The organism is Elusimicrobiota bacterium (genome assembly GCA_018816525.1).
In the GTDB taxonomy this organism is placed as follows: Bacteria; Elusimicrobiota; Endomicrobiia; order CG1-02-37-114; family XYA2-FULL-39-19; genus OXYB2-FULL-48-7.
Genome location: JAHIVV010000012.1, coordinates 15,858 through 39,204 on the forward strand (window position 1 = coordinate 15,858; position 23,347 = coordinate 39,204).

A 23,347-nucleotide genomic window follows, 5' to 3' on the forward strand; every position below is an offset into this window, starting at 1 on the left:
AAAAAATGAAAATATTACCATTAACAGGAGACCAGGCAGCAGCGGAATCAATGAGGCAGATTAACCCGGATGTTGTCGCTGCATATCCCATTACGCCTCAAACAGAAATTGTTATGGTTTTTTCACAAATGGCTGCAAACGGCCTTGTGGACACGGAATTAATCCCGGTAGAAAGCGAACATTCTGCCATGAGCGCCTGTGTAGGATCATCTGCAAGCGGCGTTCGCACGATGACAGCCACTTCTTCACAAGGACTGGCATTAATGTGGGAAATACTTTACATTGCCGCTGGTTTACGGCTTCCTATTGTAATGCATACCGTAAACAGGGCGCTTTCGGCTCCTATCAACATTCACGGCGATCATTCAGACGGCATGGGCGCAAGAGACAGCGGCTGGATACAGATTTACTGCGAAACAGGGCAGGAAGTTTATGAAATGGGAATTATGGCTATTAGAGTTGCGGAACATTCAGATATACTCCTTCCGATTATGGTCTGCCAGGACGGTTTCATAACCTCGCACGCAATTGAAGGCGTAAAAATACTTGATGATGCGGATGTAAAAAAATATATCGGCGAATACGTCCCGAAAGACCCGCTCCTTGATGTAAATCATCCCGTTACTTACGGGCCGATAGATTTACAGGATTATTATTTCGAGCACAGATACCAGCAGGCAGAAGCTATGAGAACTGCAAAGAAGAAACTTCCGGAAATATTCGCGGAATTCAATAAGTTTTCTGGAAAAAATTACGATTTTATTGAAAAATATAAAATGGATGACGCAGAAGTTGCGATTTTTGCGCTTTCTTCAACATGCGGCACCACAAGAGTTGTCATCGACGACTTGCGCGAAAAAGGGATTAAGGTTGGAATGATAAAACTTACCGTTTTCCGTCCTTTCCCGATGGAAGAAGTTGCGGCAGCATGCAAGAATTTAAAAGCTCTGGCAGTTCTTGACAGGGCTGATTCGTGCGCAGCCCAGGGCGGTCCGGTATTCAATGATGTTTGTACAGCCATGTACACCCTTCTGGAAAAGAAAATCCCGACACTGAACTACATTTACGGTTTAGGCGGCAGAGATATTGATGAAGCGCAGATAAAAAACATTATCAATGAAACTCTAGAAGCGGCAAAAACAGGTAAAGTAAAGAAATTAATAAATTATTCAGGGGTGAGAATATAATGGTCAATATAAAAGAATTATCACAGATTCCGGAGAGGCTTACAGGCGGGCATCGCCTTTGCGGCGGTTGCGGCGCAACAATTGCGGTCAGGCAGATTTTGATGGGAACAAAAAACCCGGTTGTCGTAGGTTCTGCCACCGGTTGTTTGGAAGTATCAACAACAATTTATCCTTATTCGGCATGGAAGGTGCCTTTTATTCACAACGCTTTTGAAAACTCAGCGTCAAATATGAGCGGTGTTGAAACGGCATACAAAGCGATGAAGAAAAAAGGTAAAATCAAGGAAGATATTAAATTTTTGGCATTCGGCGGTGACGGCGGCACTTACGACATCGGTTTGCAGGCGCTCAGCGGAATGCTTGAAAGAGGCCACAATATACTTTATGTATGCTATAACAATGAAGCTTACATGAATACAAGCGTCCAAAGAAGCGGCGCAACTCCTTATGGCGCTGATACAACAACATCTCCTGCAGGTAAAATCAAAGCCGGTAAAGACCGGATTAGAAAAGACCTTACTTCCATAGTAGCCGCGCATCATGTTCCATACGCAGCTCAGGCAACAATTTCCAACTGGAAAGACCTTGTTACAAAAGCGGAAAAAGCATTTTCAACCGAAGGCCCTACGTTTATTAATGTGCTGGCGCCATGTTTCAGAGGCTGGAGATACCCGGCTGAAAAAACCGTTGAAATGTCAAAGCTTGCCGTCGAAACAGGTTACTGGCCTTTAATTGAAGTTGAAAACGGAGTTTGGAAATTTACATACAAACCGTCAGTAAGAAAACCCATAGCTGATTTTTTAAAGCCGCAGAGAAGGTTCGAGCACCTTTTCCAGGACAAGAACAAACACCTTTTAGATAAAATCCAGGAGCAGGTTGATGAACACTGGGCTTATCTTGAAAGGCTTACGTCCGTTTCCTGTCTCGGAGAAGCGCCAGCTGTATGAAGCTGCTTGCAATTTACGGTAGTCCTAGAAAAGACGGCAATTCAGATATTTTATTGGATGAAGCCTGGAAGGGCGCTGGGATTACCGCAGAAAAAGTTTATATCCGGGATTTAGATATAAAACCCTGTACCGGGTGCAGGTCATGTGATTCGACAGGCAAATGTATAATTTCGGATGACATGGCGCAATTGTATAAAAAAATTGAGGAGGCAGATAGAATAATTCTATCGTCTCCTATTTTTTTCTACGGCTTGCCGGGGAAATTAAAAGGAATGGCGGACCGCGCCCAATGTTACTGGGTGAGAAAATATAAACTTAAATCAGGCCAGCCCAGGGCTGGGAAATTTGACAGAAAGCTTGGTTCATTTATTTGTGTAGGAGCCACCGCAGGCGAAAAATTATTTGACGGGGTAAAACTCACGGTCAAATATTTTTATGATGTTTTCAATATAGAGTATTTTTCAGAGCTTTTAGTAAGAAAAGTAGACAACAAAGGGGATATTTTAGCTACCAATTCCCCGAAAGAAGCGCAAGAGCTTGGCAGAAAACTTTGTGAACCCGTCCATCCTTCCCATTCCTAACTGGCTATAAATTTCAGAAGAGTTGGGCGAATCTTTTGTCCAGGCAGTGCATCTAAATGAATGAAGATAAATTAGAAAAAAATACAGGCCAAAACGTAACAAGCCTTCAATTAGCTTCATCAGATGAAGAACTGGTTGAAAAGGCGCAAAATGGCGATAAACTTGCTTTTGAACAGCTTGTTATCAGGTATGAAAATAAGATTTATAATCTGATACTTCATTTGACGGGCAACCGTACTGTCGCAAAAGATATTTTACAGGAAACCTTTATCCAAGTATACCGTTCTTTGAAGAATTTTAAGAGTAAATCAAAATTTTCAACCTGGCTTTATAAAATAACCGTGAATTACTGTTTGATGCATAGAAGAAAGAAAAAGATGACAGTTTCGCTTGACGACTATTTAAAGACAGATAAAGACGAAATGCCCAGCCAGATAGCAGATTGGGCGGATATTCATACTTTAACAAAGACGGTTTCTTTGTGCAGAAGCATTGAAGTTGAAGAGGTGTCAGAAGAGGTGCATGAGGAATTTTGGCAGATAATAAGGATAGAAATAAGAAAATAAATTTGGGGGGTATACTATGTCCGAAGTGATCTTAAACGAACAAAATTTCAAGCCGGAAGTTTTAGACGCAAAAGGTATTGTGTTGGTGGATTTTTGGGCGGAATGGTGCGGGCCCTGCAAGATGATGTTTCCCGTTATTGAAGAACTTGCCAAAGAGTACGCAGGCAAGGCAAAAATCTGCAAGCTTAATGTTGATGAAAACCAGGAAATTGCTTCCCGGCATAGCGTTATGGCTATCCCAACCATAATCATATTCAAAGACGGCAAGCCGATGGAACGCGTTGTTGGTGCCCAGCAAAAAAAAGCCCTAGTAGAACGAATAAACTCCCTTCTTTAATGTTCTAATTTCAGGGTGATTGTGGTTATATCCGCAACACTGGCGGGGCCGAAGTACTGAATAGGCCCGGGGAAAATATAACTTTCAGTGGCCGCCCAGTTTTCCCTGTTGTTTTGCAGGGTTTTAAAAGGCTTTCCGTTAAGGTCAACCAGCGCTTTTTGAATAACCGGTTTCTCTTTTCCTTTCCTTCTCTCAATATTCATCATCATAGTCAATGGCACGCCTCCGCACTCCCATTGGCTGGCAGGCTTGGTAAGCTTTCTTACTGATGAAAGATATCCTGTAAGCCCGTTCAGAGCAAGCACAGCCGCATTATAGCCCAGCGCATAAGTATAATTTGAATCAAAATTCGACGGCGCTCCGCAGCGCCCTTCATAACCAAAGAAATGATTAATCGTTGAAAACTTGCCTGCATAAGCTCCTTCTTTTTTTAATGCTGAAAGCCTTGCTTTTACCATGCTAATAAGAAGCTTTTCAGTTTCAATCTGAGAAACCTGCACATTGCCGTGAGGGTCCCTGTCCAGCATCAACTGGGACGAAATACTATCCGGTAATGATTTCATTAGTTTAGAAAGCTTCTCGGGTAGTTTCGAACATACGAATATTTTTTTTTCCTCTAAAGATACCAGGCCATTTAACTGGGATTCATTATCAGCCAGAGTGTCATTCAAGGCTGAAATAAGTTCCTTCATTTCCGGAATAAATTCAATCAGCCCTTCAGGAACAAGCACCACGCCGAAATTCTTTTTAACTTCTGCGCGTTTAGCAACTATTCCGGCTATTGAATCAACCAGCTGGGAAAGCGTTAGATTATTTTCACGGACTTCTTCACCAATAAGACAGATGTTTGGCTGGGTTTTCAAACCTACTTCTAGCGCGATGTGGGAAGCGCTCCTGCCCATCAGGCGTATGAAATGCCAATATTTTCTAGCTGAGTTTACATCTCGGCAAATATTGCTTGTAAGTTCTGCGTAAATTTTTGTGGCAGTATCAAACCCGAACGATGCTTCAATATGCTCATTTTTGAGGTCTCCGTCAATCGTTTTAGGAACTCCGATAACGCTGGTATTGAGGCCTTCTTTTTTAAAATATTCAGCAAGAAGCGCTGCATTAGTGTTTGAATCGTCGCCGCCAATTACAACAAGCGCGTCAATTTTGTTATCAATCAGCGTTTTCTTTGTTTGTTCAAGTTGTTCCGGAGTTTCTATTTTCGTTCTTCCGGACTGGATAATGTCAAAACCACCGGTGTTCCTGTAATCAGCAAGAAAGGGCGCGGTTATTTCCTTGAATTTGTTTTCTAAGATACCAGAAGGCCCTCCCAGGAAACCGATAAGTTTGTTTTTTTGATTTGCTTTTTTCAGGCTGTCAAAAAGGCCGGCTATTACATTGTGTCCGCCGGGTGCCTGTCCGCCGGAAAGCACAACTCCGATACTAACTGTTTTTTTTGCTATAGCAGGATTTTTACCTTTTACAAAAGCAACTACCGGCATGCCATAAGTATGAGGAAATAGCTTATTTACTGTTTCCTGGTCAGAAATGCTTTGGGTTGGTTTGCCTGATTTTGGTTTTACAGATACGGGCCCGCCTTTTAAAGCTGATGGAAGCACGGGTTTAAATTTAAGCCTTTCAATTTGTAATTCAGAAATCTTTTGTTTAGCCATAGGACTCCTCTCCACCCGGCTATGTTCTCAAGCAGGGCTGTTTTTGTTTAATTACAATACCATTATACCAAAATATTTTTTACTTTTTCTAATACCCGTTCTATATCAAAAGGCTTGGTTACATAATCAGTTGTATCGGGCCCAAGTGCCTTGTCAATAGCACCCGCAAGATTCTTTTGCAGCTTACAATTAAAATGGGTATTAAAACGGCAAGAGAAAATAAGGCGAGGATTTTTACTCTTAAAGAATGTTTAAATTTCACCCAGCCCTCTACTTAGGTTACTTGCAAACATATTCGGGAAAATATTTTTTTGAAATTTCTGCCATTTCCGTATCGGAAATAGAAGTAACCCTGCCTTTAAGGTACTGATCGTCAATCCACTTTTTGATTTCTAAAAGCACAGGGCTATCTTTTTCTATTTTTTTATTTTTGGGCAGTTTTAAATGGTGGTTCAGCCAATAAGATATGCCGGAAACTCCTGATTTATCCGTAATGCCGACCTCAATCGGCCTTTTAAGAATCTTTTCGGTGTCAAATATAGTATAAATTTCCTTATTTTTCAATAAACCATCAGCATGTATTCCAGCAAAGGTTTTATTAAAATTTTCACCGACTAAAGGCTGATTGTGCGGGATTTTGTAACCGATTTCTTTTTCAAAATATTCTGCAATTTCCGTAATTACAGTTGTATCTATTCCATTTCTAGCGCCTCTTAAACCAATATACTCCATAATCAAGCCTTCGATAGGTGTATTGCCGGTTCTTTCTCCGATGCCTAACATTGAACCATTTGCTGAAGAGCAGCCATAAAGCCAGGCTGCAGTTGCATTGCTTACAGCCCGGTAAAAATCATTGTGGCCGTGCCATTCAAGCCATTCAGAGGGAACTTCCGCCAGGTGGGATAAACCATGGACGATTCCGTGAACGCTTCTCGGCAGGGAAGCACCGGCGTGGATGACACCCAGGCCCAGCGTATCGCAAAGACGGATTTTAATTTTCATTTTTGCCTGTTTTGAAAGTTTCATAAGTTCTTCCGCGAAGGGGATAACGAAACCGTAAAAATCCGCCCGGGTAATATCTTCAAAGTGGCATCTGGGTATAATTCCCATTTCCAGCGCGGAACTGACGATTTTTAAATAGTCTGCCAGCGCCTGTTTTCTTGTTTTCTTGAGTTTTAAAAATATATGGTAGTCAGAGCACGATGTGAGAATTCCGGTTTCTTTTAAACCCAATTGTTTTATAAGCTTAAAATCATTTTCAGTAGCGCGGATCCAGCCGGTGATTTCCGGGTATTTGTAGCCTTTTGCAAGGCATTTTTCTATTGCTTCCCGGTCTCTCGGTGTATAGGGAAAAAATTCTGACTGTCTTATTATGCCTTTTTTGCCTCCCAGGCGGTGGAGCATGTCGTAGAGAGCTACAATCTGTTCAACTTTAAACGGAGCCATGCTTTGCTGGCCGTCACGGAAAGTTGTATCCGTAATCCAGATATTTTCAGGGGGATCCATCGGAACCAGCCGGTAATTGAATGTAATTTTCGGAACTTCGCCATAGGTAAAAACATCATGATAAAGTTTTGGTTCTTCAACATCCTGAAGCTGATAGTAAAACTCTGTCTGTTCCAGCGTGTTTTTGCGTTTATTAAATTTTATCATTTTCATCCCCTTAACTGCTTAACAAAATATCATATTTTTAGAGCAAATTCAAATTAGCGAACCGCGTTCGCGAACTTTTTGATTCTATCCAAGCCTTCAGAGATATTTTTGTCTGAAACAGCATAGGATAACCTTATCGCGTTGTCTTCGCCGAAAACACTTCCAGGGATCACTGCGACTTTTGCATTTTCCAGCAATAACTCTGTCAAAGCAAGCGAATTTCCTATGGTTTTACCGTTATAATTTTTTTTAAGCAGTTCTGAAATGTCAGGGAAAACATAAAAAGCGCCCTGCGGCTTCAGGCATTTTATTCCTTTTATTGAATTCAGGCCAGTAACCATTATATTTCTTCTTTTCACAAATGCATCAAACATGATTTTGAAACTGTCCGCAGGCCCAGTTAATGCTTCTACTGCCGCCGCCTGGGAAATTGAAGCCGGGTTTGAAGTTGAGTGGTCCTGTAAGTTTGACATGGCCTGGATGATTTCTTTAGGGCCGGCACAGTAGCCGATTCTCCAGCCGGTCATAGAATGGGATTTTGAAACACCGTTAACAACCAGGGTAAGCCTTCGGATATTTTCATCAAAAGCCGCTATGCTTATATGTTTTTGATTGTCATAAACCAATTTTTCATAAATTTCATCGGAAATGCAGTAAATGTTTTTAGAGACAATAACTTTTGCCAAAGCTTTGAGTTCGGGTTCAGAATAAATCATTCCTGTAGGGTTTGAAGGTGAGTTTAAAATAAGGATTTTTGTTTTTGATGTTATTGCTTTTTCAAGTTGTTCCGGAGTTATTTTAAAATTATTGTTTTGGGTTGTTTTTATAAATACAGGCCTGCCTCCGGCAGCGCGCACCATTTCAGGATAGCTGACCCAGTAGGGCGAGGGGATGATTGCTTCATCGCCGTCGTCGCACAAAGCGAAGATGATATTAAAAATGGAATGTTTTGCTCCGCAGGATACAAGTATTTGTTCAGGTGTATAATCCAGGTTGTTGTCATTTTTGAATTTTTTACAGACAGCTTCTTTTAGTTCTTTTGTTCCGGAAGTAGGCGTGTATTTTGTAAATCCCGAATCAATGGCTTTTTTTGCGGCTTCCTTTATGTTCGCCGGTGTATCAAAATCAGGCTCGCCTGCGCCAAAACCGATGACATTGATTCCTTCTGCTTTCATTTTGTTGGCTTTTGCCGTAATTGCAAGCGTAGGTGAAGGGCTGATTAAATTCATTCTTTTTGCTAAAACCATAAATCCTCCTTGAATTGTAAATAAATAATTACTAATTAAAATTGGAAACTAATTTTATCAAAAGAAACAAAACAAAGCAACAAAAATACTCTCAATTACTTATTTTTTTCGGATTTTTTGTAACCTTTTAATAAGCTTTTGTTGGTTTTAAGTACAGTTGTTACAAATCGTTCGGTTTTACCTGATGATGGTTTTAATGCGCTTAGATTTGTGGATGAATCAATTTTGTTTCTGTTGTCAACAGTACATTTTGATGGAATATGCGCGTTTTCAACTACTACAAGATGTTTTAAAACAGCCTTATCTTCAATAACAGCATCAAACACTACAGAACCAAAACCGATGAAGCACATTTTTCCTATTTTGCACGGGCCGTGGACAATACAGCCGTGAGCCAGTGATGTATTTTTGCCTATTTGAACTTTGCATCCGCTTAATGAATGTATAATAACGTTATCCTGAACATTGCAATTAGCTTCGATAAATATTGAGCTTTTTGATTCGTCTGCCCTGATTACAGCTCCGGGGCCGACAAACACGTGCTTGCCGATTTTTACATTACCAATAATTACAGCTGTGGGGTGTATATAGCTTGAATTATGTATCAGGGGATGTTTCCCGTCAGGGCTGCGGTTAATCATTATATCAGGTCTTTGCGGTGAATTAAGATCATGAAGGTGGCTTTTATAATGCAGACAATAGGCACGGAAAGGAACATTCCGATGACTCCTGCAACCTGCGCACCTGCCATTATGGCAAATATTACAGTAACCGGATGCAGGTTTACGCCTTTGCTCAATATTATCGGCTGAATTAAATTATTATCAATGAATTGAACTATTGAGAACATGGCTACAACTTTTATTAGTATGGATATATTCTGAAATTTAATGAAGCCAATAATCAGCGCGGGTATCGCCCCTGCAAAAGGGCCCAGGTAGGGGATCATATTTGCCATGCCCGCTACTATTCCGATCAGCACGGCATAATCAACGCCAAGGATAAGCAATCCTATTATTGAAAGAACGCCTACGCAGGACGATTCTATAAACTGGCCGCGGAAAAAATTACCCAGCACTTCGTCTATTTCGCAGATTAAACTTAAAATAGTTTCAGTGTACCTTGGGGGTATTTTTTGAAACACAAAGTCTATGCCGGCTTTGCCTTCCAGCAGAAAAAAGAAAGTGATAAACGGTATAAGTACAAAAATTGAAAGCATTGAAAACACAGCAGCAAGATATTCGGGAATTCTTGAGGTTTCAGTGTTTAAAAATTGTTCCGTGTTTTTTATTGTTGAATCGAATATTCCTTTTTGTTTTATTATCGGGTATTTTGCTTCCAGGGTTTGCTGCATGGAGTAGATGGAACCTTTAATACTGCTGGTATATTCCGGCAGGTTGTTGCTTAAAATGGAAACTTCTTTAAAAATCTGAGGAATCAAAATTATGCAGCTGCCAATAAATACGATAAGAAATATCGAATACAAAATAAGGGCCGATACTATTCTTTTCAGGCCTTTTGTTTCAAAAAAGTTTACTAGAGGCGAAAGCAGGTAAGCTAAAACAGCAGACAAAACAAAAGGCATCAAAATGCTGTTGATTGCGTAAACAAACCAGACAATTATGCCGATTACCAGCAGAAGCCCTATTGTTTTATAGATTTTTATGTTGGTCACAATGTTTTCGAAAAAAAGTTGCTGGTTTCACGAAGGCGGGCGCTGAGAACTTTTGCAATGTTGTGTATTATTTTTAACCCGACCCGCGGGTCTTTTTCTATAAACCAGTCAAACTTTACTTTATATATAAGGAAGAGTGTTGTTTCTTTTGTAGTTTTTGTTGTGGCTGAGCGGGGAAGTTCTTCCAGAAGCGCCATCTCACCGAAAAATGCGCCTTTTTGATGTGTTGCGATCACTTTTGCTTCAGCGCCATTGGATGCTTTGGTTATGGCCACTTCACCGTCATAAATAATAAACAGGGCTTTCCCAACCTTTCCTTCTTCAAAAATCAGCTCGTCAGCGGGATATTTTTTTGAATATATAATCCCGGTAATTTTTCCCAGGGCTGAATTGCTTAAGCCTTCAAAAATAGGAATATTTTTCAGGAAATTTACTTTTTCTGTAAATTCCTTGTCCATAAAAAGATTCCTAAGCGTAGGTTTTAGTGCCATAACATCCCGATTATAGAAATTAATAATCTATAAATCAACTATTCTTTTGAGGATATAGCGTAAGTTTTTTCAACTTTTGTCATCTCGTAAAGCGCTGAGTAAAGTTTCTTTTCTTCCGGGGTAATTTTTACTTTTCTTCTGCCCATAACTTTTTCTGCAACTTCAATGGCTTTATCAGCTTTGTATTCTACCATTCCCTTGGCTCCGCCCCACGAAAATGAGGGGATGAACTTCGGCGGCAGGCCTTCGCCGTAAATGTTGCACATAATGCCGACTACCGTGCCGGTGTTAAATGTAGTGCCGATACCGGATTTGGAATGGTCTCCCATGGTAAGGCCTACGAACATGGATCCGCTGTCCATTAATTTTCCTTCCACATATACTTTTACGTTTCCGTAATTATTTTTAAGGTCGCTGTTATTCGTGCAGGCGCCCAGGTTGCACCAGCTTCCCAAATAGCCGTGTCCCAGGAAACCATCATGTTGTTTATTTGAATAGCTTTGGATAATTGAGTCTTCAACTTCTCCGCCGACTCTGCAAACCTCGCCTATAGTGGAACCTGTGCGGATTTTTGCTCCTATGCGGATAATGGATTTTCTGCCGGTGAAATGAGGGCCTTCAATTACTGCCCCGGGCTGAAGGACTGCATCTTCGTCGATGTAGATTGGGCCGTCTTCTGCGTTAAGCACACAGCCGGGATAAACGCTGGCGCCTTTTGCAATAAAAATCTGCGAAGGATTAAGCAGATAAGAGCCTTCATAAACCTTTCCTTCTATTTTGCCTTTGCCGCCGGTATAACTATTATAATCGATTTTAAGTTGTCCCGGATTATACTGGAAAACTTCCCAAGTGTAATTAATCATCGGGATATCTGTTACTTCAACTTTTTTTATGTCTGCAAGTTTTGCCAGCGGGTCGCTGCCAAGCAAAATCTCCGGATTAATTTTTTCGCAGTTGAATTTGTTTAAACGAATATAAACAATAGAACCATCCTTTGTTACTCCCGCTTCTTCCGGGCCCTTTAAAGGAATCTGTGAATTCAAAAGCGCTCTTCCGTTAATAAAAAGGCTGCCATCTCCCGAACATTCGCATTTATTTACGGAATGTGAATATTTTGTTTCAAGAACGTCCGCAAGGTACTCCCTGCAAAAAAGATTAATTGTGGTGCCTTTGTACTGTCTTTCAATTTTGTTGATTAAAAGATCAATACCGCAGCGCAGTTCAAATGTGGCTCTTGTGTAAACAATCGGCAATAACTTGCTAAAACCTTTATCTTCAAATACATTTACGCAGCTCATCTCTATCCTCCTAAATTTTCCTTTTTAGTTTGTTTTTGTTGTTTTGAGAACTCTTGGTTCTGCAATATATTCTCTTGTCAGTTTGCTGGCCGCCGGTTTATCAACAATAATTGTTGTCCTGGGGTGCATCTGGACAACCGTAGCTGGTACCATTGCAGTAATCGGTCCCTCAATTGCTTTTGAAATGGCGTCTGCTTTTGTTTCCTTATTCGCAAGCAGAATTAGTTCCCTTGCTTCAATGATTGTGCCGATCCCCATTGTAATTGCATATTTAGGGACTTCATCCGAAGTTTTAAAGAATCTTGCATTGTCTTTGATTGTTTCTTTGGCGAGTGTTTTTATCCTGGTCCGTGACCCTAGCGATGAGCCCGGCTCATTAAATGCAATATGCCCGTTTCCGCCGATGCCTAAAAGTTGTACATCAATTCCGCCGGTTTTTATTATTTCATCCTCGTACCATTTGCAAAATGCAACGATATCCTTTGCAACGCCGTTGGGAGCGTGAATGGATTCTTTTCTTATGTTAATGTGTTTGAAAAGGTTTTCCCACATGAAATAGTAACAACTCTGGTCGTGTTTAGGTTCCAGTCCTACGTATTCGTCAAGGTTGAAAGTTGAAACTTTCGACCAGTCAAGCCCTTCTTCTTTATGAAGCCTGATAAGTTCTTTGTAGGTCCCGATAGGAGTGCTGCCTGTGGGGAAACCAAGGACTGGTTTAGTTTTTGATTTAATGACATCTGCAATCATTTTTGCAGCCAGCTTGCTTATCTCATCGTAATCTTTTTTTACCACGACTTCCATATATTACCTCCTCAATACTCCGTGTTACTCGCTTGAAAGAGTACGGAGTATATTACCTCCTGGATACCCTAGTTTCGACCAATATATTATACTTAAAATCGACAAATGTCAACCCTCCGTATTAAGTTGCCGTTTTTACTGTTTTTTAAGTTAAATTGATTATTTTTACTTAACAATAAATCCAATAATTACACTTCCGACTACCCCAATTCCGATTATCGGCGCATAAGCTCTGGTAATAATAGCTGAAGGTATGCTCAAACCAACTCCTAACAACAGGCCTGCCAAAGCCGGATGAATCCCCATGTCTACATTTGGAATCAAAAAACCAATCATAAATCGCTCAACAAAAGCAGCGGCCATTGCCTCGTTTCTCTTGCGATTATTCTCGTATTTAAGCGGAATCATTATCAAAACATCAATTATCCCGAAAACTAACCCGCAAATTACTCCTAAAAGTATTTTACTCATAGCTATTTTCTCCTCTCTAAAACTTTTAATTGTAGTATTTCTTCAATTTTACCCATATTATTTTTTCCACCGCTTAAGCCTTAAAAATAAAAAAATTCGTTCGAGGTCCTGCTTCTGCGCATAATTATACCTCGTTTTTAACCGTTTGTCGATTGAAACTGCCTTCTTAATTTATGTCAGAAGCGATTAAACAGTATCTCGGCTTCATCAGAGCAAGTTTGCTGTCTGAGCCGAATAAGTTTAATCCGACTATTTTATGGTTAACAATAAATTAGTCTTGACTTTTTTAATATAGTTGTATAAAATAGACACATGATAAAAAGAACCTTATATTTAGATTTATGGCAGGAACTAGCATCAGGAAAGCAAATGATATTTTTGTCAGGGCCAAGACAGGTAGGTAAAACCACATTTACTAAAGAAATAGCAAAGGAATTTAAAAATAATGTATATTTTAACTGGGACATTATTGAAAATAAAAAGAAATTACTACAGAATCCTGCTTTTTTTGAAACCATAAACAGGGTAGATGAGTCGGCTCCGCTAATAATTCTTGATGAAATACATAAATATAAAAACTGGAAAAATTATTTAAAGGGTATTTATGACCAGTTTTCAACAGATTATAGATTCATTATCTCAGGCAGTGGCCGGTTGGATTTGTTTCAAAAAGGCGGTGATTCTTTAGCAGGCAGGTATTTTCAGTTACATTTGCTGCCACTGACACTGGCTGAATTGAGTAAAAAGAGGCGGAATATTGAAAGCTTTATCAAAAATCCAATTAACGAATTTGATATTAATGAGATTAATCCCAGCCAGGATAAGTGGGATATGCTTTGTAATTTTGGCGGATTTCCTGAACCATTCATAAAAAGCAGCAAAACGTTTCTTAATAGATGGTCTAGAACCTATTTAGCGCAGTTATTAAGGGAAGATATAAGGAGTTTAACAGAAGTAAAGAAAGTCGACGATATTGAAATATTATTTTCGTTGTTACCTTCACGAATAGGCAGCCCGCTTTCAGTGAATAATCTGGTTAGCGACACGCAGGTTAGTTATGTCAGCATAAAAGATTGGTTAAATTTATTTGAAAAGTTTTATCTTACATTCAGGATAAGTCCCTGGACAAAAAGAATAGCCCGGGCAATTCTTAAAGAGAAAAAGTTATACTTATATAATTATACCGAAATAAAGATTGAAGGCTATAAGTTTGAAAATATGATTGCGCTGGAACTGTTAAGGTGCATGTATTCCTGGAATGAGCACGGTTACGGGAAATTTAACCTTCACTATATCCGTAATAAGGACAAAGAAGAAGTGGATTTCCTAATTACTGAAAATAATAATCCAATGTTATTGGTTGAAACAAAATATTCGGATGAAAGCGTGTCAAAAAATCTGATCAAGTTCCAGAACGAATTAAAAATTCCCGCAGTTCAGTTAGTAAATACAAAAAATGTGTTCAAATACATCAAAAACAATGATAACAAAATTCTGATTGTAACTGCTCCGCGCTGGTTAGCGTCATTGCCCTAAGTTGAATCATTACAATTAATTAATAATGAAACAAAAGCAAAGAAACTAAAAAAAATGGATAAACCCATTGAGATAGACGGCTTTATTAACAGTATGCTATTAGAAAACTTCAGGGTAGCGATAGACTTTAGAAAGATGCAACTAAGATTATCGCCCGCTAATTTTGAAAAATAAGAAAATGGTGTCAGACTACACTAACACCAATTCCACCAGTCCACACCATATGATACAATACGTTTTGATGTATTTTTTTGACAATTCTTAAAAAACTTGCTATTTTGTCATTCTGGATTTAATATGGCCAATAACAAATTAAAGGATTATTATGATTGAGAAGCTTGTTAAATATTTAGGCGGGATTATTGTTGCTTTAATTTCAGCAACAGGTTACTACGGAATCATTGCCGCTATGTGCATTGAAAGCGCGTGCATTCCGCTTCCAAGCGAAATTATTATGCCTTTTTCCGGATACCTTGTAGCTACCGGAAGGTTTACATCAGTTTGTGGCCCCTGGATGGCGCTTGTTTATGTATCAGCGGCGGGAGCTTTCGGCTGTGTAATAGGTTCAATTATAGCTTATGTTGCTGGTGTTTGGGGCGGCAGGCCTTTTCTTGAAAAATATGGCAAATATATATTGATTTCCAGGCACGATATGGACAACGCTGACAGGTGGTTTGCTAAATATGGCCAGCTTTCAGCATTTATCAGCAGGATGCTGCCCGTTATCAGGACTTTTATTTCATTGCCTGCCGGAATTGGCAGGGTTCCATTTATTAAATTTATATTTTATACTTTTATCGGTTCGTTCCCGTGGTGTTTTCTTCTTTCTTATATTGGCTATGAATTCGGCAAAAGGGCAGGCACTTTTCTTGAGTGGGAAATGCTGCTAAAAGATAAGTTAGGCAGATGGATGCATCTGGTGGATGCTGTAATTATTATCATTATATTAGCAGGTGTTGTCTGGTTTGTGAAGCGCCACCTTTCGCACAGAAAATTGGAAAAAGTTATCCAAAAGTAAGTTCTTCAGCTTTCTTGTCAAAACCAACCTTGTAATTGCGCAGTTGATTTTTTATCTGCAGGGAATCAATACCTATTTTTTCGGTGATTTTATAAGCAAAGTCATCAACTTCAAAGGTTAGATGCCAGGGATAAAGAAAGGATTCAGGATTTTTTTAGAGTTGTTTCATTAGGGGGACTTCGTTACAGTCGGGGAAAATAGGGCATTTAATACAGTCTGTCCAGACCTTGTGGGGCAATTTGTCTCTTGAAACTTCGTGATAGCCGAGTTTCTTAAAGAATTCCGGTATAAGCGTGAGAGCAAATACGTTTTTAACGCCGAGTTTTTTTGCTTCCTTGTGGCAGGTTTTCATAAGCTTGACTCCATAACCCTTGCCTTTGGTTTTAGTGTCAACAGCTAAAGAACGTATTTCAGCTAAATCTTCCCAGGTTACGTGAAGCCCGCAGCACCCGACTATCTTTTTGTTTTCTTCTACAACAAAGAAGTCAGATAAGTGGTCATAAATCTCGCTAAGCGCTTTGGAAAGCATTAACTTTTTATCAGCATAAGAATTTATTAATTTGTGCATTGAAGGCGCATCCTGAACTCTTGCTTTTCGAATTGTCATAGGGGTTTTACTCCTGAAATTCCTTTTTTGTAGGCTTCTATGTTTAATTTAACAAGTTCAGGTTTCTTGGAAAAAGTGTTATTTATCGCTTTGGATACGCTGTCAGACGAAATAATTTTTTTCACGCCTGTATAGGCTCCAAGCATTACCATATTCGCACAGCGTATATCGCCAAGTTCCTGGGCAATAGCCGTAGCTGGAATTTGAAATATTCCTGAAATTCTATTTTTCAAATCCCGGGCTTCTTGTGAAATATCGATCAAGGAAGAATTTATTATCAACACTCCGTTACTTGTAAGCTTGGGCAGAAACTTAACTAACGAGGGGGTATTCATGATAATCAGCGAGTTAGCGCAGCTGATTGTCGGAGAACCTATCTCTTCATCAGAGATTATTACAGTGCAGTTGGTTGTTCCGCCCCGGATCTCTGCGCCGTAACTTGGGTAAAAAGTTACGAACTTACCCTGCTCTACGGCAGATTCCGCAAGTATTTTTCCCAAGGCTAAAATTCCCTGGCCGCCTGCTCCTGCAATAAAAATTTCATCTTTCATGTTTTAATTATATAATTTTGAAAATAGAAATGCAAAACAAATCCTCGGAAGGGTTACCATTTATCCCAGCGCACAATTTCCTCCAGGTTTTTTCTGTCCCGGGTATCCGGATTTTCTGCGGGATAACCGAGTGTGAGAAGTTCAACAACCTGAATGTCTTTTGGAATACCCAGTATTTTTTTTACTTCATCTTTATAAAATGAGCCAATCCAGCAGGATCCCAGGCCTTCTTCTACAGCTTTTAGCGTCATATGATCAATTGCAATAGATAAATCTACTGTGGTAGCTGGCTGTCCGCATCGCATTAAATATCCGTCATCCAGGCCGCAGCAGGCTATTACTACCGGCGCTTCCGAAACAAATGCCTGATTATTTGCGGCTATGGATAATTTTTCCCTTGTTTGTTTATCTTGAACTACGATAAACTGCCATTCTTGCCGGTTTCGTGCTGATGGAGCCAGGCGGGCTGCTTCAAGGACAGAATTAAGTTTTTCTTTCTCAACAGGCTTGTTTTGATATTTTCTAATACTCCTGCGGTTTTTAATCGCTTCCATGACGTTCATTTCAGGCCTCTTTACTATTAGTTTGCGATTATCGGGATTATTACTATAAGCAGTGTCAGGATTGATACTCCTAAGGCAACAGCTCCTGCCCAGGGGGAAGTCAGCATTTTTTTGATTTTATCCCTATTTGCATTTTCCGGTTCCAGCGTTGTCTGAGCTTTTGCAATTCCCATTCTTTCCTGTATCGAGCTTAATTCTTTTTTTAAAAGCTCTACAGCTGTCTGCAACCCGGCTAGTTTGTCTGCAGTGTCCTGGGTTAAAGCGGGCTGCGGGTTATTTGATTCCCTGGTTTGCTCGGCATTTTTTTTGTCCTGGCCCGTAACTTTTTGCATTTTAAAATCTGTTTTAAATTGGTCAAATTGAGCCTGCAGTTCGGTCAGCTTCCTGTTAAGTTCGATTACCGCAAGGTTAGTTTCCCTTACGCGGTTTTTTGAATCCGCCTGATCGTCGTATAATTTTTGCTGGTTATCGGATAAAACCTTGAAAGAATCTTCAACGTTTGCCAAATCATCGCTTAATTGTATTATTTGAATTTCAAGAGATTTTAATTTTTTGTTTCCCGCTGGTGCAGGGCTTGCGGTTTTCTTTTTAGCTGTTGTTGCGGCAACAACAGAAATATTTGAAAACAATGCCAAAGAAAAAATACATAATGCAATTGCAGCAGATTTTTTTAATAATTTCAAAGCTTTTGAAAAATCGGCTGGTAATTTTGCGCTTAATTGTATTTCTTTTTTAGTTTTTGGGTGCATAATAGTAAGTTTCCAGGCGTGAAGCATCTGCCGGGAAATGTTGAGTTTTTCTGATTCATTTTTTGATTCAAAACTATAGTAAACCTTGTCGCCTAAAATTGAGCGCCCTATTGAATTTAAATGAACTCTTATCTGATGGGTCCTTCCGGTTAAAGGGTGGACTTCCAGAAAAGTGTTATCCTTAAAAGCTTCTTTTACTTTGAAATGAGTCATTGCCGTTCTCCCGAATCCGATTGTAAACTTTTTTCTGTCCCGGAAATCTCTTGCTAAAGGCGCATCGATGCTTCCATTTTTTTCAATAAATATGCCATGAACCAGCGCTAGGTATATTTTTTCTACAGACCTGTGCATAAACTGTTTCATTATGTTATACTGAGCGGCAGGTGTTTTTGCAATTATCATCAGCCCAGAAGTATCTTTATCCAGGCGGTGAACGAGCCCCGAACGGTCTATTTTTGAATTATTCCTCTGGGCGGAGATTATATCTGAAATCGTCGGTTCCTGTATTTTAACAGCGCGCCCGGAACGCCCAAAAACAGGATGCGCGCTTATACCAAAGGGTTTGTTTATTGCAATAAACGAATCGTCTTCGTAGATTATTTCCAGCGGGCATTTTGAAAAATCGGTTTTTGTTGTTGCTGGGAAAATGATGCTGACCTTGTCATTTTCACGCAGTTTATAAGAAGGTTCAGTTGCCCGGCTGTTGATAAGCACAGCTTTTTCTTTTATGAGCTGTTTGAAGTAATTTCTTGAAAAATCAGGGTAATTAGCGGCAAGAAAAGAATCTATTCTTGCCCCGGGTATTGCCGTAAGTTCTTTTTCCATAAGTAATATAAGCTGACAGATGATATAACCAAGAAAAGTATCGAAATAAATTGCGACGGATACAAACGGTTAAAAATCATCGGCCCTCTGTCGTCTCCCCTGAAGAATTCAATAAAGAATCTCCATAAGCTGTAGATTATGATAGCAGTAAAAAAAGTCTGGCTGTTGAATATTTTTTTTCTGTTTAAATAATGAGTGAACACAAAGACAATAAAACTGAACAATGATTCTAAAATTTGCGTGGGGACTAATTTTATATTTAACGGTGCAAAAGCCTTCGTGTTAGAAAACACAATACCCCAAAAGCCGGTTGTTGGCCTTCCGTAACAGCACCCGGCGCAAAGGCATCCTATTCTGCCGATAGCCAGGCCTAAAAAAAATGCGGGGGAAAATAGATCCGCAAATTTCAAAATGTCATATTTTTTCTTTCGCAAATAAAAGAAAACGGCAATAAAAGCTGTAACCACGCCGCCGTAAAGCACAAGGCCGCCGGACCAAATGAAAAATATTTCCAGGAGGTTGCTTCTATAGAATCCCCAGTTCAGCGCGACATAGATGGCCCTGGCGCCTATTAAACCGCTTAGAAGAATATAGAGCCCCAGGTCTAATATGGTTTCTACGCTTAACGCTTGTTTTGCGGCCTGCCTGCTCAAATAGTAAATAGCTGCTGCAAATCCCAGGGCTACAAAAAATCCATAAGTTTTAATTGACAAAGGGCCTAAATTGAAAAGTTCAGGGCACATAATTGTTAAGATTTCCTTTTAATAAAAAAAGAAATGAAAAGTATTGCGCCGCCGATTGAAATGGACGAATCTGCGACATTAAAAACGGGGAAAAAATGGAAATCAATAAAATCTATTACATTTCCCAGAAAAATTCTGTCTATCAGGTTTCCAAAAGCTCCGGCAAAAACCAGTGTAATTGCAATTTCAGCCGCTCGACCGCCAAATTCAATAAGTTTATTGTAATAAATGATGAAACAGGCGAGTATGGCGATCATAATAAAAATGAATGCAACATTTGAATAAGCCTGGTTCTGAAAAAAACCCCACGCCATGCCGGTATTATGTATATAGGTCAAGGATAGAAAGGATGTGACCGGTTTTGACTGGTAGAGGAAAAAGTTTTTTCTTATAAAAAACTTGGTTAGCTGATCAAGAATGACAATAAGAAGAATAACGGGACAGCTATATTTCAAATGTTTCATTAATTATAATTATATCTTAATTTACGGGTTAAGGCAATATTACCCTCTTTGGTGTTGATATTTTTTAGCGTTAAATAAGCTTTGCAATAGTATCCTTACACCGCGGGCATAAATCTTCCGCAGCGGTTTCAGTTGACCAGTTCCAGCATCTCGGGCATTTCTTGCCTTCGGCATGAGATACCGTAATTTTCAAACCCTCACTAATCGGTTTCAATTCAAGTTGTGATACAATCAGTATGGCAGGCAAATCTTTCTGATATTTTTTTAATAGTTCCAATAATTCATTATCGGTTTCAATAACAAGTTTTGCTTCTAAGGAGCCTCCGATAAGCGCCGATTTTCTTGCGCTTTCAAGTTCCATATTGGCTTTATCGCGAACTTCCATGATTTTTTTCCAATTTTTTTCAATGGTTTCATTCATCAATTCTGTTTTTGGTTCTGGAATTGTTTCCATATAAATGCTTGCTGATGCTTCGCTGATATTCTTTGACTCCTGTCTTAAAGTCTGCCAGGCTTCTTCAGCTGTGAATGAAAGAATGGGGGAAATAAGTTTCAGCATGGTGATTAGAATTTCCTGAAGAACAGTTTGCGCTGAGCGTCTTTCTTTGGAATCAGCGGGATAAGTGTAGAGCCGGTCTTTAAGGATGTCTAAATAAAAACCTGAAAGATCAAGGACACAGAAATTATTCACGAGCGAGACAACACTATGGAATTCGTAACTGTCATAGGCTTTTGTAACGTCTTTATTTAACTGTTGAAGGCGCAAAAGCATATATTTATCAAGCTCAAGCAGGTCCTCGTATTTTATTTTGTTGCTGTTGGCGTCATAGTCGCATAAATTGCCGATTATAAAGCGGACGGTGTTTCTTATTTTCCTGTAAGTTTCGACAAGCCGTTCGATAATTTCTTTTGAAATTCTTATATCTTCGCTGTAATCGCTGGAACTTACCCACAGGCGCAAAATTTCTGCCCCGAAACTTTTCATTATTTCCTGTGGAGCGATCACATTTCCCTGCGATTTAGACATTTTCTTTCCTTCAGCGTCAACAACAAAGCCATGGGTAAGTACTTCTTTAAAAGGCGCTTTACCGTGTAAAGCGACTGAAGGGATCAATGAAAGCTGGAACCAACCTCTGTGCTGATCGCTTCCTTCAAGGTACATATCAGCCGGCCAGTTTGATTTGTCAGATAAAACTACTTCGTGCGATCCGCCGGATTCGAACCAGACATCAAAAATATCGGATTCCTTTTTAAATTTGTCATTGCCGCACTTACATTTGTACCCTGAAGGAAGGAAATCTTCAATAGGCCTGGAAAACCAGCAATCACTACTCTCTGTTTTGGTATATTTTTCAAATTTTTCTATAACTGTCGGATTTAAAGAAACATCTTCGCATTTTTCGCATTTAATCGCGGGGATTGGCAAACCCCAGTATCTTTGTCTTGACAAACACCAATCTGGGCGGTTTTCAAGCATTCCCGTGATTCTTTTAATACCGTACTCCGGAATCCATTTAACGTCTTTTACCGAGTTTAACAGTTTTTTGCGCAAACCCTGCAGGTCAACGTTCATAAACCATTGATAAGTTGCTCGGAAGATTACAGCATGTTTGCATCTCCAGCAGTGCGGGTACGAGTGAGTTATTTCTGTTTCATTCAGCAAGGCGCCGATTTCTTTTAACCTCTTGGTGATCATCGGGTTTGCTGCAAAAACCCTATGCCCGCAGAATTCAGGAACTTCACTTGTGAATGCGCCTTTATCGTCAACTGGTGAAAGAATGGGGAGATTATATTTTAGTCCGACAACATAATCTTCCTGTCCGTGGCCGGGAGCGTTGTGCACAATGCCTGAGCCGTCTTCCAGGCTGACAAAATCAGCAAGAATGCCTGTAGAAGTGCTGTCAATAAGAGGGTTTTTGCATTTTATGTATTCAAAATCTTTTCCTTTGAAAACGAGGTTGGTAACTTCATAATTTGTGAGGCCTATTTTTTCAGTAACTGATTTAAGAAGTTTTTCTGCGATCACCATGTGTTCATCCCCTGTTTTTATAAATACGTAATTTTCTTCAGCCGCAAAAGACAATGCAACGTTTGCAGGAAGGGTCCAGGGTGTTGTGGTCCAGATTACTATGGAACTATTTTCAGGAAGATTTTTTGCTTTTAGTGCCGGAGTATATTCAATTACTTTGAATTTTACAAAAATTGAAGGGGAAATGTGGTCTGCATATTCCACTTCGGCGTCCGCCAGGGCTGTTTCGCAGTGAGTGCACCAATAAACCGGTTTTTTTGCGCGGTAAATATAATCTTTTTCTACCAGTTGTTTGAACATGTGGATTATGGTTGATTCATATTCTGGCGCCATAGTAAGATAAGGACGGCCCCAATCTCCGAAAACTCCAAGCTTCTTGAATTCATCTCTTTGTATATCGACGAATTTCATGGCAAAATCTTTTGCTTTTTTACGCAATTCGATTTTATCTATCTGTCTTTTGTCTAATTTGAGGGTTTTGAATAACTGGTGTTCGATAGGAAGCCCGTGGCAGTCCCATCCCGGAACGTAGGGGGTGGAAAAACCGCGCATTGATTTGTATTTTACTACGATATCTTTCAATATTTTATTTAAAGCATGCCCGATGTGGATAACGCCGTTTGCGTAAGGTGGGCCGTCATGCAAAATGAACTGGTTTGCGCTTTTTTTGAGCATTTTTTCATAAACTTTGTTTTCGTTCCAAAGTGCCAGGATTTTTGGTTCCAGCACCGAAAGGTTTGCCTTCATTGAAAACTGGGTTTTTGGTAAATTAACTGTTTTTGAATAATTTTTCTTTTCCATTTTTATATTCCTTTTCGTATTTACAATTTTATTAGTTCAACTTTTTTGGAAGGAAGCTCCAATAGGGCTATTGTGGATTTTCCGGTAAGCCATCCGCCGCATTCACCCGGGTTGATTATAAGCGTTTTTCCGGTAGTTTTTATTTCCGGGTTGTGCGTGTGCCCGTAAATTATGATATCATTTTTCTGTGATGCTATTAAAGCGTCAATAGAATCGGGTTCATGCATTAACAAAACCTGCCGGCCGTCCAAGTTTGTTTCGTAATATTTGTCATGAATGGTCCCGATATCTTTAAATTTTTCTCTTAGCATCTTTTTATCGCCGTCATTATTTCCAAAAACAGCAACAAACTTTGATTTTAGGTTTTTGAATTCTTTAGAAGTAAAGGGAGAGACAAAATCCCCTGCATGCAAAACAATGTCCACTTTTCTTTTATTAAAAACATCTACAGTTCTGGCAATTAAAGGCAAATTGTCGTGCGTGTCTGAGATAACCCCAATTAACATTACAACCTCTTTAATACCCCGTGTTAGTCTCTTGGAAGAC

24 protein-coding genes are annotated in these 23,347 nt (G+C 39.6%); 7 read left to right on the forward strand and 17 right to left on the reverse strand.

Annotated elements, in window-relative coordinates:
- The first annotated feature begins 5 nt into the window (after positions 1-5).
- The 5 genes from porA to trxA are packed head-to-tail and all read left to right on the forward strand — an operon-like array spanning position 6 to position 3,618.
- Positions 6-1,187, forward strand: coding sequence for a pyruvate ferredoxin oxidoreductase (gene porA / locus KKH91_01380; protein MBU0951466.1), 1,182 nt, complete (start codon positions 6-8; stop codon positions 1,185-1,187).
- A complete protein-coding gene (locus KKH91_01385; GenBank protein MBU0951467.1) occupies positions 1,184-2,134 on the forward strand; it encodes a pyruvate ferredoxin oxidoreductase in 951 nt (316 codons plus the stop codon). The genes porA and KKH91_01385 overlap by 4 nt, the downstream gene beginning before the upstream one ends.
- A complete protein-coding gene (locus tag KKH91_01390) occupies positions 2,131-2,715 on the forward strand; it encodes a flavodoxin family protein (protein ID MBU0951468.1) in 585 nt (194 codons plus the stop codon). The genes KKH91_01385 and KKH91_01390 overlap by 4 nt, the downstream gene beginning before the upstream one ends.
- Before the next feature lie 56 nt (positions 2,716-2,771).
- Complete coding sequence (locus tag KKH91_01395) at positions 2,772-3,281, forward strand: sigma-70 family RNA polymerase sigma factor (protein MBU0951469.1); 510 nt, start codon at positions 2,772-2,774, stop codon at positions 3,279-3,281.
- Between the two features lie 16 nt (positions 3,282-3,297).
- On the forward strand, positions 3,298-3,618 hold the full coding sequence (trxA, locus tag KKH91_01400; GenBank protein ID MBU0951470.1) for a thioredoxin: 321 nt from the start codon (positions 3,298-3,300) through the stop codon (positions 3,616-3,618).
- Here the strand turns inward: trxA and KKH91_01405 are convergent.
- The 9 genes from KKH91_01405 to KKH91_01445 form a co-directional block, all read right to left on the reverse strand.
- The gene (locus KKH91_01405; protein ID MBU0951471.1) at positions 3,615-5,279 is read right to left on the reverse strand and encodes a diphosphate--fructose-6-phosphate 1-phosphotransferase; all 1,665 of its coding nucleotides are present in this window, start codon (positions 5,277-5,279) and stop codon (positions 3,615-3,617) included. The genes trxA and KKH91_01405 overlap by 4 nt on opposite strands.
- Before the next feature lie 279 nt (positions 5,280-5,558).
- Entirely contained in the window at positions 5,559-6,932 is a 1,374-nt protein-coding gene (locus tag KKH91_01410; GenBank protein ID MBU0951472.1) for a 2-isopropylmalate synthase, read from the reverse strand.
- Between the two features lie 53 nt (positions 6,933-6,985).
- On the reverse strand, positions 6,986-8,179 hold the full coding sequence (locus tag KKH91_01415; GenBank protein MBU0951473.1) for a pyridoxal phosphate-dependent aminotransferase: 1,194 nt from the start codon (positions 8,177-8,179) through the stop codon (positions 6,986-6,988).
- Between the two features lie 95 nt (positions 8,180-8,274).
- Positions 8,275-8,820: a carbonate dehydratase gene (locus KKH91_01420; GenBank protein ID MBU0951474.1), complete on the reverse strand. Its 546-nt coding sequence runs from the start codon at positions 8,818-8,820 to the stop codon at positions 8,275-8,277.
- Positions 8,820-9,854 (reverse strand): AI-2E family transporter, encoded by a 1,035-nt coding sequence (locus tag KKH91_01425; GenBank protein MBU0951475.1) that lies wholly within the window; start codon positions 9,852-9,854, stop codon positions 8,820-8,822. Before KKH91_01425 ends, KKH91_01420 begins: the two co-directional genes overlap by 1 nt.
- Positions 9,851-10,345 carry a cyclic nucleotide-binding domain-containing protein gene (locus KKH91_01430; protein ID MBU0951476.1) on the reverse strand — a complete coding sequence of 165 codons (495 nt, stop codon included), beginning with the start codon at positions 10,343-10,345 and terminating at the stop codon, positions 9,851-9,853. The genes KKH91_01425 and KKH91_01430 overlap by 4 nt, the downstream gene beginning before the upstream one ends.
- Before the next feature lie 38 nt (positions 10,346-10,383).
- A complete protein-coding gene (locus KKH91_01435; GenBank protein ID MBU0951477.1) occupies positions 10,384-11,643 on the reverse strand; it encodes a glucose-1-phosphate thymidylyltransferase in 1,260 nt (419 codons plus the stop codon).
- A gap of 24 nt (positions 11,644-11,667) precedes the next feature.
- Positions 11,668-12,444 (reverse strand): glucosamine-6-phosphate deaminase, encoded by a 777-nt coding sequence (gene nagB / locus KKH91_01440; protein MBU0951478.1) that lies wholly within the window; start codon positions 12,442-12,444, stop codon positions 11,668-11,670.
- Between the two features lie 165 nt (positions 12,445-12,609).
- Positions 12,610-12,915 carry a hypothetical protein gene (locus tag KKH91_01445; GenBank protein ID MBU0951479.1) on the reverse strand — a complete coding sequence of 102 codons (306 nt, stop codon included), beginning with the start codon at positions 12,913-12,915 and terminating at the stop codon, positions 12,610-12,612.
- 312 nt (positions 12,916-13,227) lie between these two features.
- On the opposite strand from KKH91_01445, the gene KKH91_01450 reads away from it, so the two are divergent.
- A complete protein-coding gene (locus KKH91_01450) occupies positions 13,228-14,451 on the forward strand; it encodes an ATP-binding protein (GenBank protein MBU0951480.1) in 1,224 nt (407 codons plus the stop codon).
- Positions 14,452-14,776: 325 nt separating this feature from the next.
- A complete protein-coding gene (locus KKH91_01455) occupies positions 14,777-15,469 on the forward strand; it encodes a DedA family protein (protein ID MBU0951481.1) in 693 nt (230 codons plus the stop codon).
- Positions 15,470-15,623: 154 nt separating this feature from the next.
- Here the strand turns inward: KKH91_01455 and KKH91_01460 are convergent, their stop codons facing one another.
- From KKH91_01460 to KKH91_01495, 8 genes are all read right to left on the reverse strand, one after another.
- Positions 15,624-16,076 carry an N-acetyltransferase gene (locus tag KKH91_01460; GenBank protein MBU0951482.1) on the reverse strand — a complete coding sequence of 151 codons (453 nt, stop codon included), beginning with the start codon at positions 16,074-16,076 and terminating at the stop codon, positions 15,624-15,626.
- Entirely contained in the window at positions 16,073-16,627 is a 555-nt protein-coding gene (locus KKH91_01465; GenBank protein ID MBU0951483.1) for a 2-oxoacid:acceptor oxidoreductase family protein, read from the reverse strand. Before KKH91_01465 ends, KKH91_01460 begins: the two co-directional genes overlap by 4 nt.
- A 53-nt stretch (positions 16,628-16,680) precedes the next feature.
- The gene (locus tag KKH91_01470) at positions 16,681-17,190 is read right to left on the reverse strand and encodes a nitroreductase family protein (protein ID MBU0951484.1); all 510 of its coding nucleotides are present in this window, start codon (positions 17,188-17,190) and stop codon (positions 16,681-16,683) included.
- Positions 17,191-17,207: 17 nt separating this feature from the next.
- On the reverse strand, positions 17,208-18,764 hold the full coding sequence (locus KKH91_01475) for an RluA family pseudouridine synthase (GenBank protein ID MBU0951485.1): 1,557 nt from the start codon (positions 18,762-18,764) through the stop codon (positions 17,208-17,210).
- Positions 18,725-19,507 carry a prolipoprotein diacylglyceryl transferase gene (lgt, locus tag KKH91_01480; GenBank protein MBU0951486.1) on the reverse strand — a complete coding sequence of 261 codons (783 nt, stop codon included), beginning with the start codon at positions 19,505-19,507 and terminating at the stop codon, positions 18,725-18,727. Before lgt ends, KKH91_01475 begins: the two co-directional genes overlap by 40 nt.
- 5 nt (positions 19,508-19,512) lie before the next feature.
- On the reverse strand, positions 19,513-19,971 hold the full coding sequence (gene lspA / locus KKH91_01485) for a signal peptidase II (GenBank protein MBU0951487.1): 459 nt from the start codon (positions 19,969-19,971) through the stop codon (positions 19,513-19,515).
- Between the two features lie 70 nt (positions 19,972-20,041).
- Positions 20,042-22,801, reverse strand: coding sequence for an isoleucine--tRNA ligase (ileS, locus tag KKH91_01490; GenBank protein ID MBU0951488.1), 2,760 nt, complete (start codon positions 22,799-22,801; stop codon positions 20,042-20,044).
- A 20-nt stretch (positions 22,802-22,821) separates the two neighbouring features.
- Entirely contained in the window at positions 22,822-23,307 is a 486-nt protein-coding gene (locus KKH91_01495) for a metallophosphoesterase (protein ID MBU0951489.1), read from the reverse strand.
- Between the last annotated feature and the right edge of the window lie 40 nt (positions 23,308-23,347).

Excerpts from the sequence above, each read along its gene's own strand:
- ileS (MBU0951488.1), bottom strand. The coding sequence starts at position 22,801 with ATGGAAAAGAAAAATTATTCAAAAACAGTTAATTTACCAAAAACCCAG.
- KKH91_01415 (MBU0951473.1), bottom strand. The coding sequence starts at position 8,179 with ATGGTTTTAGCAAAAAGAATGAATTTAATCAGCCCTTCACCTACGCTT.
- KKH91_01475 (MBU0951485.1), bottom strand. The coding sequence starts at position 18,764 with ATGGAAAAAGAACTTACGGCAATACCCGGGGCAAGAATAGATTCTTTT.
- KKH91_01445 (MBU0951479.1), bottom strand. The coding sequence starts at position 12,915 with ATGAGTAAAATACTTTTAGGAGTAATTTGCGGGTTAGTTTTCGGGATA.
- KKH91_01465 (MBU0951483.1), bottom strand. The coding sequence starts at position 16,627 with ATGAAAGATGAAATTTTTATTGCAGGAGCAGGCGGCCAGGGAATTTTA.
- KKH91_01420 (MBU0951474.1), bottom strand. The coding sequence starts at position 8,820 with ATGATTAACCGCAGCCCTGACGGGAAACATCCCCTGATACATAATTCA.
- KKH91_01450 (MBU0951480.1), top strand. The coding sequence starts at position 13,228 with ATGATAAAAAGAACCTTATATTTAGATTTATGGCAGGAACTAGCATCA.
- KKH91_01390 (MBU0951468.1), top strand. The coding sequence starts at position 2,131 with ATGAAGCTGCTTGCAATTTACGGTAGTCCTAGAAAAGACGGCAATTCA.
- KKH91_01410 (MBU0951472.1), bottom strand. The coding sequence starts at position 6,932 with ATGATAAAATTTAATAAACGCAAAAACACGCTGGAACAGACAGAGTTT.
- KKH91_01455 (MBU0951481.1), top strand. The coding sequence starts at position 14,777 with ATGATTGAGAAGCTTGTTAAATATTTAGGCGGGATTATTGTTGCTTTA.
- KKH91_01435 (MBU0951477.1), bottom strand. The coding sequence starts at position 11,643 with ATGAGCTGCGTAAATGTATTTGAAGATAAAGGTTTTAGCAAGTTATTG.
- trxA (MBU0951470.1), top strand. The coding sequence starts at position 3,298 with ATGTCCGAAGTGATCTTAAACGAACAAAATTTCAAGCCGGAAGTTTTA.
- KKH91_01495 (MBU0951489.1), bottom strand. The coding sequence starts at position 23,307 with ATGTTAATTGGGGTTATCTCAGACACGCACGACAATTTGCCTTTAATT.
- KKH91_01470 (MBU0951484.1), bottom strand. The coding sequence starts at position 17,190 with ATGAACGTCATGGAAGCGATTAAAAACCGCAGGAGTATTAGAAAATAT.
- lspA (MBU0951487.1), bottom strand. The coding sequence starts at position 19,971 with ATGAAACATTTGAAATATAGCTGTCCCGTTATTCTTCTTATTGTCATT.
- KKH91_01460 (MBU0951482.1), bottom strand. The coding sequence starts at position 16,076 with ATGACAATTCGAAAAGCAAGAGTTCAGGATGCGCCTTCAATGCACAAA.
- KKH91_01405 (MBU0951471.1), bottom strand. The coding sequence starts at position 5,279 with ATGGCTAAACAAAAGATTTCTGAATTACAAATTGAAAGGCTTAAATTT.
- lgt (MBU0951486.1), bottom strand. The coding sequence starts at position 19,507 with ATGTGCCCTGAACTTTTCAATTTAGGCCCTTTGTCAATTAAAACTTAT.
- nagB (MBU0951478.1), bottom strand. The coding sequence starts at position 12,444 with ATGGAAGTCGTGGTAAAAAAAGATTACGATGAGATAAGCAAGCTGGCT.
- KKH91_01430 (MBU0951476.1), bottom strand. The coding sequence starts at position 10,345 with ATGGCACTAAAACCTACGCTTAGGAATCTTTTTATGGACAAGGAATTT.
- porA (MBU0951466.1), top strand. The coding sequence starts at position 6 with ATGAAAATATTACCATTAACAGGAGACCAGGCAGCAGCGGAATCAATG.
- KKH91_01395 (MBU0951469.1), top strand. The coding sequence starts at position 2,772 with ATGAATGAAGATAAATTAGAAAAAAATACAGGCCAAAACGTAACAAGC.